The organism is Variovorax sp. H27-G14 (genome assembly GCF_046156345.1).
Classification (GTDB): domain Bacteria; phylum Pseudomonadota; class Gammaproteobacteria; order Burkholderiales; family Burkholderiaceae_C; genus Variovorax.
Genome location: NZ_JAYLVN010000001.1, coordinates 456,661 through 469,895 on the forward strand (window position 1 = coordinate 456,661; position 13,235 = coordinate 469,895).

Consider the following 13,235-nt stretch of genomic DNA (forward strand, 5'->3'; position numbering starts at 1 on the left):
CGATGACCACGGATGTCAGTGCGCCCCGGCGTCGCGCAGCAGCGCGGCGGCGCGCTCGCCGAGCGCATTGGCCTGCGCGAAGTCGCCTGCGGTTGCCAGTGCATGCACCTTCACCAGCGGCGTGTGGTCTTCGGGGTTGCCCCAGGCGGCGTCGATGCGCAAGGCGCCATCGGCCTGCCAGCGGGCGTGGGCCGCCAGCGGCATCGAGCAACTGCCGCCCATCGCGCGGCTCACCGCGCGCTCGGCCGCGGTCGAGAGCCAGTCGCCCTGATGGGTCAGCGCGCTCAGAAGTTCGATGAGGTCGGCACGCTCGGCGCGCACTTCGATGCCCAGCGCGCCCTGCCCCGCGGCCGGCAGCATGGTGTCGGGGTCGAAGGCCACGCGAATGCGGCTTTCCAGGCCCAGGCGCTTGAGCCCGGCCGCGGCCAGCACGATGGCGTCGTACTGCCCTTCGTCGAGCTTGCGCAGGCGGGTGTCGAGGTTGCCGCGCAGCGGTTCGATGCGCAGGTCGGGCCGCAGCGCGCGCAACAGCACGATGCGACGCAGGCTGGAGGTGCCGACCACCGCGCCCTGCGGCAGGGCGGCCAGCGAGTCGTAGCGGGGCGAGACGAGCGCGTCGCGCGGGTCTTCGCGTTCCAGCACGCAGGCCAGCACGAAGCCTTCGGGCAGGTCCATCGGCACGTCCTTCAGCGAATGGACCGCGATGTCGGCGCGCCCTTCTTCCAGCGCGAGCTCCAGCTCTTTCACGAAGAGCCCCTTGCCGCCCACCTTGCTGAGCGAGCGATCCAGGATCTGGTCGCCGGTGGTGGTGAGGCCGAGCAGGCTGACCGTGTGGCCTCGTTCTTGCAAAAGCGCCTGCACGTGTTCGGCCTGCCAAAGGGCCAGGCGGCTTTCGCGCGTGGCGATCACGATATTGCTCAAGACCGCTCCCAAAAAGTACATGTTTCCAGACCGCTGGAATGCTAGCATGTTGCGCCGCAGCAACGCAGGCGGCGCGTCCATTCAAGTCCCCAGGAACACACCGAATGAAAGCCAGCAAGACCCCTGCCCTCCCCAAGCGCCGCCAGGCCGAAGACCAGCCACTGATCGAAGACATCCGGCTGTTGGGTCGGATCCTCGGCGACGTGATCCGGGAGCAGGAAGGAGACGAGACCTACGCCCTGGTCGAGAAGATCCGCACGCTGTCGGTGGCGTTCCGCCGCGACGCCGACCATGCCGCCGACCGCGCGCTGAAAAACCTGCTCAAGGGCCTGAGCGCGGCCGAGACGGTGCGCGTGATTCGCGCCTTCACCTACTTCAGCCACCTCGCCAACCTGGCCGAAGACCGCCACCTGATTCGCCGCCGCACGGAGACCGAGCGCGCCGGCGAGAGCGTCGACGGCGACCTGCAGACCGCGCTGGCGCGCATCCGCAAGGCCGGCGTGAAGCCCGACGACATCGTCGCCTCGCTGGCCCGCAGCTATGTGTCGCCGGTGCTCACCGCGCACCCGACCGAAGTGCAGCGCAAGAGCATCCTGGACGCCGAGCGCGTCATCGCGCAACTGTTGACCGTGCGCGACGAGATCCGCCTGCGCCAGAACGCCTATGCCGGCGGCAAGGACACCCTTACCCCGCTGGAATTTGCCGACAACGAAACGCAGATGCGCACGCGCGTCACGCAGATCTGGCAAACGCGCCTGCTGCGCTTTTCCAAGCTCACCGTGGCCGATGAAATCGAGAACGCGCTGAGCTACTACGAGGCCACCTTCCTGCGCGAAATTCCGCGCGTGTACGCCGACCTCGAAAAGGCCCTTGCCCAGGGCGGCCACACGCCTTCCGTCGCCACCTTCCTGCGCATGGGCCAATGGATTGGCGGCGACCGCGACGGCAACCCCAACGTCACCGCCGAAACGCTCGAATACGCGCTGCGCCGCCAGTGCGAGCTGGCCCTGCGCCACTACCTCACCGAGGTGCACTACCTGGGCGGCGAACTGTCGCTGTCGGCCACGCTGGTCGATGTGTCGGTCGAGATGCAGGCGCTGGCCGAGCGCTCGCCCGACACCAACGAACACCGCAAGGACGAGCCCTACCGCCGCGCCCTTACCGGCGTGTATGCGCGCCTGGCGGCCACGCTGCGCGAGCTCACCGGGGGCGAGGCCGCGCGCCATGCCGTCGCACCGCAAAACCCGTACGCCACGGCCGAAGAGTTTCTGGCCGACCTGCGCACCGTGGCCGAGTCGCTCGAAGAAAAGCACGGCACCGTGCTCGCCGCGCCGCGCCTGCTGCCGCTGATTCGCGCGGTGGAGGTGTTCGGCTTTCACCTGGCCACGGTCGACCTGCGCCAGAGCTCCGACAAGCACGAGGCCGTCATTGCCGAGCTGCTGGCCACTGCGCGCATCGAGCCTTCGTATGCCTCGCTGGCCGAAGACGCCAAACAGACGCTGTTGCTCAAGCTGCTCGACGACGCCCGCCCGCTGCGCGTGCCCGACGCCGACTACTCCCCGCTCGCCAAGAGCGAGCTGGCCATCTTCGCCGCCGCCCGCGCCTCGCGTGCGCGCTACGGCGCGGCGGCCATTCGCCACTACATCATCAGCCACACCGAAACGGTGAGCGACCTGCTCGAAGCGCTGCTGCTGCAGAAGGAAGTGGGCCTGCTGCGCGGCGCGATGGACAGCAACGCGACCTGCGACCTCATCGTGGTGCCGCTGTTCGAAACCATCGAAGACCTGCGCAATGCCGCTCCCATCGTGCGTGCCTTCTACGCGCTGCCGAACATCCAGGCGCTCATCGAGCGCTCGGGTGCCGAGCAGGACGTGATGCTCGGCTACAGCGACAGCAACAAGGACGGCGGCATCTTCACCAGCAACTGGGAGCTGTACCGCGCGGGCATCGCGCTGGTGTCGCTGTTCGACGAGCTGAACAAGAAAAAGGCCAACCCGATTCGCCTGCGCATGTTCCATGGCCGTGGCGGCACGGTCGGGCGCGGCGGCGGCCCCAGCTACCAGGCCATCCTGGCGCAGCCGCCGGGCACGGTGCGCGGCCAGATCCGCCTGACCGAGCAGGGCGAGGTCATCGGCTCCAAGTACGCCAACCGCGAGATCGGCCGGCGCAACCTCGAGACGCTGGTGGCCGCCACGCTCGAAGCCACGCTGCTGCCCCAAGGCAAGTCGGCACCGGCCACCTTTCTCTCGGCCGCGGGCGAACTCTCTACCGCCAGCATGGCGGCCTACCGCAAGCTGGTGTACGAAACCCCGGGCTTCGGCGACTACTTCTTCGGCTCCACGCCGATCCGCGAAATTGCCGAGCTCAACATCGGCTCGCGCCCCGCCTCGCGCAACCCCAGCCACAAGATCGACGACCTGCGCGCGGTGCCGTGGAGCTTCAGCTGGGGCCAGTGCCGCCTGACGATTCCGGGCTGGTTCGGCTTCGGCTCCGGCGTCGAGCAGTTCCTGGCCGCCGCAGGCACCGCCGCGGGCAAGAAGGAACGGCAGGCGCTGCTGCAGCGCATGTACGAGCAGTGGCCTTTCTTTCGCACGCTGCTGTCGAACATGGACATGGTGCTGGCCAAGAGCGACCTGGCGCTGGCCTCGCGCTATGCCGAACTCGTCACCGACCGCAAGCTGCGCCAGAAGGTGTTCTCGATGATCGACGCCGAGTGGCACCGCACGTCGGACGCGCTCACGCTCATCACCGGCGCGAAGCAGCGGCTCGAAGGCAACGCCGAAATGCAGCGCTCGGTGCGCCATCGCTTCCCCTACATCGACCCGCTGCATCACCTGCAGGTGGAGCTGATGCGCCGTTACCGCGCGGGCGACGGCGGGGAGCGGCTGCAGCGCGGCATTCACATTTCCATCAACGGGGTGGCTGCGGGACTGCGAAACACGGGTTGATCTACATCAAATTTGCGTAGAAGAGTGGGCCAAGTGCGCCCTCTCCTACATGGTTTGTCCGTAATGAGGAACCCGTAAGGGCAATTAAACAGGTACGGTGGGTGACGTTCACAGTTCTCGCAATCGCGCGGCAGCTCGAAGTCGTTACAAGGAGCCCGTAGCCATGCCCGTCCCGCAGACACTGACCCATTCGCCCACCGATTTCGTCGGCAACGACATCGAGGCACTTGCTTCCCACATGCGCCATTGCGCACGCGCCCACGGGCGATGGTTCTCGCTGCGAAGCCACATGCAGCGGGTGCGCGCGCTTGCTGCGGGCCGTATCGTGACGATGGCCTGCGTGGCCGTGATGTTGGGCGTCGGTCTCTTCTCGCTCGCTTGAGCGCCGCAGCCGCCGTCGACCGCCTCCAGGGGCTCAGTCACTACGCCCGGGCGCTGCTTCTGGGTCCGCATGACCCGGTAGCCCTTCCGATTCGCGCCGAGCTGTTCGGCATTCAGCGCTTCGAACAACACGGCCGCAGCCTGGCACGTGCGCAGGTGGTGGAAGACGACCGCCTGGTGCGCGAGGCCCCGCCCTTCTTCCCGCGCGTGGACGAAAACCTGGCGTCGCTGCGCAACGCCTTCGACTACATCGCGCTCATTTCGCTCAGCGGGCGCTATGTGTCGCCCGCGGCCGAATGGCTGCTCGACAACTTTCACCTGGTCGAGGCGCAGCTCCAGCAGATTCACGACGGCGTGCCGCGCAGCTACTACGCGCGCCTGCCCAAGCTGGCCGCGCCGCCGCTGGCCGGCCTGCCGCGCGTGTACGGCATTGCATGGGCCTATGTGGCCCACACCGACAGCGTGCTCAACCAGACGCTGTTCACCGCCTTCCTCAACGCCTACCAGGAGGTCGACGAACTCACGCTCGGCGAACTGTGGGCCTTGCCCACCACCCTGCGCGTGGTGCTGCTGGAAAACCTGCGCCGCGTGGCGGAGACCATTGCAGAGAACAAGGTGGCGCGCGAAATTGCGCACGCCGCATGGGACGCCGCGCCGCACCTGTCGGCGCAAGACCTCGACGTGCTCTACCGCGCGCTGCAAAGCCACGGCCTGCAGGACAACTACCTCACCCAGCTGTGGCAGCGCCTGCCCGTGGAGCGTGGCGAGGACATGCCCGCGCTCGTGCGCTGGACCGAGCAGCACTGCCCCAACGGCCCGGTGCTCATCAACGACGCGCAGAACGCGCAGGCCGCGGCCAACCTCACGGTCGGCAACATCATCACCACGCTGCGCATGATCGGCCAGGTGGAGTGGAGCGACCTGATCGAGCCCGTGAGCCGCTCGCTGCGCGTGCTGCGCGAACTGCCCAGCTTTGCCAACGAGAGCGAGCTCACGCGCCAGCAGATCACGCACGCCATGGAGCAGGTGGCACGCACCAGCGAGCGGCCCGAGCGCGAAGTGGCGCAGGCCGTGGTGCAGCTGGCAGCAGCCGCGCCGGCCGACGATGCGGGCGCCGAAACCGACCGCGCCGACGGCACGGCCGGCTACTACCTCTTCGGCCAGGGCCGGCCCGCGTTGATCGCGGCGCTGCAGGCCAGCGACCCGTTGAACAAGGCCGGCCGCGCCGTGCGCCAGCGCGCGACGCGGGAGGCACCCAGCCGCCGTGGCTGGCGCCTGCCGCTCTACATCGGCTCGGTGGCGCTGGGCACCGCGCTGCTGCTGGCGGCCGTGCTGCACGGCCTGCCGCACCGCGAAGACTGGACCACCGTGCTGGCGCTGGTGCTGCTCGCCTGGCCGCTGTCGGAGGCGCTGCTGTCGCTGGCGCAGCGCATCATGGCCGAGTCGGTGCGGGTGCAGGCCCTGCCACGCCTGGATTTTGCGAACGGCATTCCCGAGCGGCACCGCGCGCTCGTCGTCATGCCCACGCTGCTGAGCTCGGCCGCCAACAACGACCAGCTCACCCACCGGCTTGAGCTGCACTGGCTCGCGAACCGCGAAGAGCATGCGCAGTTCGCGCTGCTGACCGACTGGGCCGACGCCCCGCAGGCCTCGCTGCCTGCCGACGAAGCACTGCTCGACGACGCCCTGCAACGCATCGCCGTGCTCAACGCCCGCTACCCGGTGGCGCTCGGCACCGCACCGCGCTTTCTGCTGCTGCACCGCCCACGCAGCTGGAGCGACACCGAGCAGCGCTGGATGGGTTGGGAGCGCAAGCGCGGCAAGCTCGAAATGCTGGTGCGCCTGCTCGCCACCGGCGACGCCAGCGGCTTTGTGCCACTAGCGCCAGGCCTGCAGCTGGCCGCCGGCCGCACGCCCTACGTGCTCACGCTCGACAGCGACACCGGCCTGCCGCCGGGCGCGCTGCGCGATCTGGTGTCGGTGGCCGCGCACCCGCTCAACGCACCGGAAATCGATGCGCAAAGCCAGCGCGTGGTGGCCGGCTTCGGCATCCTTCAGCCGCGCATCGTCACGCCGTTTCCCCAGCGCCACGAGCGCACCTTTTTCCACTGGCTGTTTGCCGGCCAGTGCGGGCTCGACCCCTACGGCAGCGGCGCCTCCGACATCTACCAGGACGTGTTCGGCAGCGGCTCCTTCACCGGCAAAGGCTTGCTGAACGTGCGTGCGCTGCACGCCACGCTCGACCGCCGCCTGCCCGACGGGGCCGTGCTCAGCCACGACCTGCTCGAAGGCACGGTCGCGCGCTGCGCCATGGTGAGCGACGTGGTGCTGGTGGAAGACCATCCGCACCATGCCGGCGTGGCCGCATCGCGCGTGCACCGCTGGGTGCGCGGCGACTGGCAGCTGCTGCCGCTCATGTGGCGCGCGCGCCGCTTCGGGCTCGATGCGCTGGGGCTGTGGAAGATGGGCGACAACCTGCGCCGCTCGCTGGTGGTGCCTGCTTCTTTCACGCTGCTGGTGCTGGTGATCTTCACCCAGGCCATGCCGCTGGGCTGGGCACTGGCCGCCGTGGGTGCGGCCCTCACGCTCGGGCCCTTGCTGGGCGCGCTGGCCGGGCTGGTGCCCACGCGGCGCGCCATCGAGCTGCGCCACTTCTTCGACGTGGGCGCCGTAGAACTGCTGCGCGCCATGGCGGGCGCGGCCTGGCAGTTCGTGCAGCTGGCGGCGCAAACGCGGCTGCTGCTCGACGCCTGGTTTCGCGCGACCTGGCGCCTGGTCGTGAGCCGCCGGCACTTGCTCGAATGGACCACCGCGGCGCAGGCGCAGGCACAAGCCAGCGAGCGCCTCCTGCCCTTTCTGCGCAACGCGGCAGCCAGCAGCCTGCTGTGCCTGGCGCTGGCCGTGGCCGCGCACTGGAGCGCCTACCCGGTGGTCGGCACGCTGCTGTTCGTGCTGTGGGCGCTGGCACCGGTCGTGGCCTGGTGGAGCAGCCGTGTCGAGGCGAAAGCGCAAGACCCGCTGGACACCGACCAACGCGCGTACCTCGAGAAGCTGGCGCACGACACCTGGCGCTTCTTCGAGCACGTGGTGGGCCCGGACGACAACCACCTGCCGCCCGACAACCTGCAGCTGGAGCCGCAGCCCACGCTGGCGCACCGCACCTCGCCCACCAACATCGGCATGTACCTGCTCGCCACCTGTTGCGCGCGCGAGTTCGGCTGGATCGACACGCCCGCGCTGCTGGCGCGCCTCGCGGCCACGCTCGACAGCGTCGACCGCATGCAGAAGCACCAGGGCCACCTGTTCAACTGGTACGACACGCAAACGCTGAAGCCGCTGCCGCCCGACTATGTGTCGAGCGTGGACAGCGGCAACTTCGCGGGCCACCTGGTGGCCGTGGCGCAGGCCTGCCGCGCCTTTGCCATCGAAGGCTGCGAGCCCCACGAGGCGCCCGCGCTCGAAGCCCTCGCGCAGCGCTGCGACGCGCTGCACACCGGCATGGACTTCAGCGGCCTGTACGACGCCAAGCGCCACCTGTTCCACATCGGCCTGCGGGTGGAAGAGAACGTGCTCGACGCCAGCTACTACGACCTGCTGGCCTCCGAGTCGCGCCTGCTGAGCTTTCTGGCCATCGCCAAGGGCGACGTGCCGCGCCGCCACTGGATGGCGCTGGGCCGGCCGTTTCTGCTGGTGGGCTTTCAGCCCAGCCTGAAGTCGTGGTCGGGCTCGATGTTCGAGTACGTCATGCCCGCGCTGGTGATGACAGAGCCCACCGACGGCCTGCTGCAGGTGGCCAACAGCGCCGCCGTGGCCGAGCAGCAGGCCTTCGGGCGCACGCAGAACCTGCCGTGGGGCGTGTCCGAGTCGGCCTACTTCGCGCAGGACCACTCGCTGGCCTACCAGTACTCGCCATTCGGCGTGCCGCGCCTGGCGCTGCGGCGCACGCCGCCCACCGACCGCGTGGTTGCGCCCTATGCGAGCGCCATGGCGCTGCCGTTCGCGCCCGTGGCGGCGCTGCAGAACCTCGAACTGCTCGAGTCGCTCGGCGCGCGCGGGGAGTTCGGCTTTCATGACGCGGTCGACTTCACCGCCTCGCGCCAGATCGAGGGGCAGGACTTCACCGTGGTGCGCAACTTCATGGCGCACCACCAGGGCATGTCGCTGGTGGCGCTGTGCAATGTGCTGTGCGCCGACGCGCCGCGCCGCTGGTTCGGTAGTGCCGCGCTGGTGCAGGCGCACGAGACGCTGCTGCACGAGCGCACGCCGCGCCAGATCATCGGCAGCGCCGACCCGCGCACGCCGCCAGAGCCGAGCCAGGCCGAGCTGGCGCCGCTGTTCCAGCCCCGCATGGTCGACCCCATGGCGCCGGGCTTCCAGCCCACGCACCTGCTGTCGAACGGGCGCTACACCGTGGCCCTGCGCGCCAACGGCGCCGGCGTGAGCCGCTGGCATTCGTTCAACGTGACGCGCTGGCGCGACGACCCGCTGCGCGACAGCTACGGCACCTTCTTTTTCGTGCGCGACGTGCGCGACGCGGGCACGGGCGACGGCGCCCAGCCACTCACCTCGCTCACCGCCCTGCCCGCCCCCGGCGCCGACTGGCGCTACCGCACCCGCTTCCTGGCCGACCAGGTGCAGTTCGACGCCACCGGCCCCGGCCTGCAGGTGCGCACCACGGTGCTCATCAGCCCCGAGGACGACACCGAGCTGCGCAACATCACGCTGCACAACACCGGCGACACCACGCGCACGCTCGAACTGGTCTCTTACTTCGAGCCGGTGCTGTCCAACCCCAAGGCCGACGAGGCGCATCCGGCGTTTGCCAACCTGTTCGTGGAGTCGCGCTGGGAACCGGCATGGCGCGCGCTGCTGCTGTCGCGCAAGCCGCGCCTGCACGGCGACGCGGTGGTGGCCGCCGCGCACTTTCTGGCCTCGGCGGACGCCAATGTGCTGTCGATCGACTGCATGACCGACCGGCGCGCCTTCATCGGGCGCAACCGCACGCTGGCCGACCCCGCGCTGGACGCGCAGCCGCTCACGGCCAACGGCAAGCAGGTGAACGGACTGGACCCCATCGCCTGCCTGCGCGTGCGGCTGTCGATTGCGCCGGGCGCCACCGCGCGGCTGAGCTTTGCCACCGCGGCCGACCAGACCATCGAAGGGCTGATGCCCGGCATCGACCGCTACATGCAGCCCATGCACGTGGAGCGCGCCACCCGCATGGCCGCCACGCTGGCGCAGGTGCGCCTGCGCGACCTGAGCATTGCGCCCGCGCAGAACCTGGCGCTGCAAGACCTCACGACCATCCTCACGTACACCACGCCGCGCGTCATGAGCGACCGCGGGCTGATCGACCTGCGGCAGATCTGGCGCTTCGGCATCTCGGGCGACAAGCCCATCGTGCTGGTGTACATGCACTCGATGATCGGCATGGGGCTCATCAACACGCTGCTGCGCGCCCAGCCCTGGTGGGGCTTTGGCGGCGTGGCCTGCGACCTGGTGGTGCTCAACAGCGAGCCCAACTCCTACCTGATGCCGCTGCAGCGCGAAATAGAAAGCCTGCGCGCACGCGTCATGCAGCAGACGCAGAACAGCTTTCCGCGCAACGACACGGCTGGCTTCTATTTGCTGCGCGACCAGGACGTGGTGCCTTCGGAGAAGGCCGCGCTCTCCAACCTGGCACGCGTGGTGTTCACGGCCGACGGGCGCCCGCTCGAAGTGCAGGTGGCCGCCTTGCACGAGACGCGCAACGACAGCGCCGCACCGACCGACGACGCGGCCGCCGCGCCCACCCCGTTGAAGAGCGTACCCCTGCTCTTGCGCGGCGCACCGACGCCGGCCGTCAGCGCCCCCACCGGCGAGTTCGATGCGGACACCGGCGAGTTCCGCTTCGACGTCGGCCCCGACCGGCGCACGCCGCGCCCCTGGATCAACGTCATTGCCAACGCGGCCTTCGGCTTTCAGGTGTCCGAGTGGGGCACGGGCTTCACCTGGGCCGGCAACAGCCGCATGCACCAGGTCACGCCGTGGTCGAACGACCCGGTGCAGGACCCGGCCTTCGAGCACTACCTGCTGCAGGACCTGGCAACGCGCGAGATGCTGCCGCTGACCCCCGCGGGCGGCAACGCCACCGGTGCACGCCACCGCGTGCGGCACGGCCAGGGTTACACGGTGTTCGAGTGCACAGTGAACGGGCTGGCGCTGGAAACCACCTTCTTCGCGGACCGCGACGAGGCCGTGAAAGTCGTGCATGTGCGCGTGCGCAACGAAGGCAGCACGCCGCGCCGCCTGCGCGCACTGGCCATGGCCGAGTGGCAGCTTGGCGACGCGCGCGGCACGCGGCGCACCGTGTACTGCTGGAAGCCCGAAGACCAGCCGGCCGTGTTCGGCCAGCAGCGCGAATCGGGCGCGGGCTTTGGCGGCAGCACCGCCTTCGTGCTGCTGGCCGGCCTGCAGGGCGCCACGCAATGGACCTGCGACCGCAATGAGTTCTTCGGCGGCCACGGCATGGTGGAAGTGCCCGACACGCTGGCACGGCGCGCCGGCAGCGGGCTCGACGCCTGCGCGGCCATCGGCGGCGAATGCCTGGTGGCGGCCGGTGAAAGCGCCAGCTTCAGCTTTGTGCTCGGCCATGCGGACAGCGCAGAGTCCGCGCTCGACCTGGCGCACCGCTGGCGCCAGCGCGACGTGCCCGAGGCACTGGCGCAGGTGCGCGGCTTCTGGGACGAACTGCTCGGCCGCCTGCAGGTGCGCACGCCCGACCCGCTGTTCGACGCCATGGTCAACCGCTGGCTGGTCTACCAGACGCTGGCCTGCCGGCTGTGGTCGAAGGCCGGCTTCTACCAGGCCGGCGGTGCCTTCGGTTTCCGCGACCAGTTGCAGGACGCCATGGCCTTCGCCCTGACCGATCCGGCGCGGCTGCGCGAGCAAATCTTGGTGAACGCGGCACGACAGTTCCCTGAGGGCGACGTGCAGCACTGGTGGCACATGCCCGGCGGTGCCGGCGTGCGCACGCATTTCTCCGACGACCTGCTGTGGCTGCCGTATGCAACGGCGCACTACGTCGAGGTAACGGGCGATGCCTCGCTGCTCGACACCATGGCCGGCTTCATCGAAGGCCCGGCCATCCCCGACGGTGCCGAAGACGCCTACTACGCGCCCCAGCACAGCGGCCAGATGGCCAACGTGTTCGAGCACGGCGCGCGCGCCATCGACCGCAGCCTGAAGACCGGCGTGCACGGCCTGCCGCTGATGGGCACCGGCGACTGGAACGACGGCATGAACCGCGTGGGCAACGAAGGCCGCGGCGAATCGGTCTGGCTCGCATGGTTTTTGTGCAGCGTGGTCGCGCAGTTCGCGCCGCTGGCCGAGGCCCGTGGCGAGCATGAACGCGCCGCGCGCTGGACGGCGGCGCGCACCGGCTGGATCGCCGCGCTGCACGACGCCGGCTGGGACGGCGCCTGGTTCCGCCGCGCCTTCTTCGACAACGGCGCGCCGCTGGGCTCGTCGACCAACGACGAATGCCGCATCGACCTGATCGCGCAGGCGTGGTCGGTGCTGTCGGGCGCCTCGGACGCGGCGCACACCGGCCCGGCCATGGCCTCGGTGAAGAAGCTGCTGCACGACGAGCCCGCCGGCCTGCTGCGGCTGCTGGCACCGCCGCTCGCAAAGTCGAGCAACAACCCGGGCTACATCCAGGCCTACCCGCCCGGCGTGCGCGAGAACGGCGGGCAGTACTCGCACGGCGCGGTGTGGGCGCTGATGGCGCAGGCACTGCAGGGCGACCACGAGGCCGCGTGGCAGAGCTTCGAGGGGCTGAGCCCCGCGCACCGGGCGCGCCACCCGGAGCGCGGGCCGCTCTACGAGCTGGAGCCCTATGTGATGGCGGGCGACATCTACGGCGCCGCGCCCTACGTGGGCCGCGGCGGCTGGAGCTGGTACACCGGCTCGGCCGCATGGCTGCACCGCGCGGCGGTCGAAACGCTGCTGGGGCTGAGCGTGAAGGGCCGCGAACTGTCGCTGTCGCCGCACGTGCCGGCGCACTGGCCCGGGTTCGAGATCGCGTTGCGGCTCGGTTCGCGCCAGCTGACCGTGCAGTGGGGCGACCTGCCCGGCGCGGCCGCGCCCACACACCACCTGGGCGCCGGTGAGTCGATCGACTGGCAGGCGCTGCCGGCCGACGCGGTGCTGCGGGTGGCTTGAAGTTGACGGGAGGTTGAGGTGAGCAGGGCGCGCGCTGGCCCTAGACTCGCAACCCCCACAACCTCAACCCCGCGAACCGAAGCATCGGCGCCCCAGGCATGACCACCAAGATCCAGTTCCGCCGCAAGGTCATCGTCATCGTGCTGCTGTGCGTGGCCGTGGGCGGCGCCATCGTGCGGCAACGGGCCACGCCCGGCACCACCACGCGTGACATCGCCACGCTGCTGATGGTGCTGTGGGTGCCGATCATCGGCAACGTGATTGCCTGGCTCATCAGCAAGCGGCCGCGCCGGGCACCGCGCGCACCTGCCGTGGCCGCGCCCAGCTTCGACACCACAGCCGGCTTCACGCCGCATGCGCGCGTGGCGCTCACCTTTCGCAAGCCCGGGCTGCCCTCGCAGGACGTGCCGATTGCGCCGGGGGAATACCGCGGCGCGCTGGTGGTCGACAAGGAAGGCTTTTCGGCGCGCTGGATGGTGCCGGCGGGCGAGCCGCTGGAACGCGGCAAGGCGGCCGTGCTGGACGTCGAATACCTCTCGCCCGAAGTGGCGCGGGCCAGGCTGCCCCAGGGTGCAGACTTTCGCGTGCTGATCGGCGACTCGTTCATCGCCGACGGGCGGGTGCTGCAGGCGCTCTGACGGCCATCGCCATCAGGGGCGATCAAAAAAACGCCGATTGTTCGCCTCAGGGAAACTGACTACTGCCGGCTGCCCCCTTTGTCGCGACGGCGACAACTCGCACACTCCAATGCCCTTTCACCGGCATTGGCGCGCATGCGCCGCC

General features: G+C 69.8%; 5 protein-coding genes. 4 read left to right on the forward strand and 1 reads right to left on the reverse strand.

What is annotated here, in order from left to right:
- Positions 1-15: 15 nt before the first annotated feature.
- On the reverse strand, positions 16-942 hold the full coding sequence (gene hemC, locus VLK31_RS02205; protein WP_409166732.1) for a hydroxymethylbilane synthase: 927 nt from the start codon (positions 940-942) through the stop codon (positions 16-18).
- A gap of 83 nt (positions 943-1,025) precedes the next feature.
- Here hemC and ppc point away from each other — a divergent pair, with 83 nt between their 5' ends.
- From ppc to VLK31_RS02225, 4 genes are all read left to right on the forward strand, one after another.
- Positions 1,026-3,869, forward strand: a complete 2,844-nt coding sequence (gene ppc, locus VLK31_RS02210) for a phosphoenolpyruvate carboxylase (RefSeq protein ID WP_409166733.1) — start codon at positions 1,026-1,028, stop codon at positions 3,867-3,869.
- A gap of 163 nt (positions 3,870-4,032) precedes the next feature.
- Entirely contained in the window at positions 4,033-4,251 is a 219-nt protein-coding gene (locus VLK31_RS02215) for a hypothetical protein (RefSeq protein ID WP_409166734.1), read from the forward strand.
- Positions 4,248-12,452 (forward strand): GH36-type glycosyl hydrolase domain-containing protein, encoded by an 8,205-nt coding sequence (locus tag VLK31_RS02220; protein WP_409166735.1) that lies wholly within the window; start codon positions 4,248-4,250, stop codon positions 12,450-12,452. The genes VLK31_RS02215 and VLK31_RS02220 overlap by 4 nt, the downstream gene beginning before the upstream one ends.
- A gap of 98 nt (positions 12,453-12,550) precedes the next feature.
- Positions 12,551-13,090, forward strand: coding sequence for a hypothetical protein (locus VLK31_RS02225; RefSeq protein ID WP_409166736.1), 540 nt, complete (start codon positions 12,551-12,553; stop codon positions 13,088-13,090).
- Positions 13,091-13,235 lie beyond the last annotated feature (145 nt).

Coding starts and splice junctions, on each gene's coding strand:
- hemC (WP_409166732.1), bottom strand. CDS start 942: ATGTACTTTTTGGGAGCGGTCTTGAGCAATATCGTGATCGCCACGCGC.
- ppc (WP_409166733.1), top strand. CDS start 1,026: ATGAAAGCCAGCAAGACCCCTGCCCTCCCCAAGCGCCGCCAGGCCGAA.
- VLK31_RS02215 (WP_409166734.1), top strand. CDS start 4,033: ATGCCCGTCCCGCAGACACTGACCCATTCGCCCACCGATTTCGTCGGC.
- VLK31_RS02225 (WP_409166736.1), top strand. CDS start 12,551: ATGACCACCAAGATCCAGTTCCGCCGCAAGGTCATCGTCATCGTGCTG.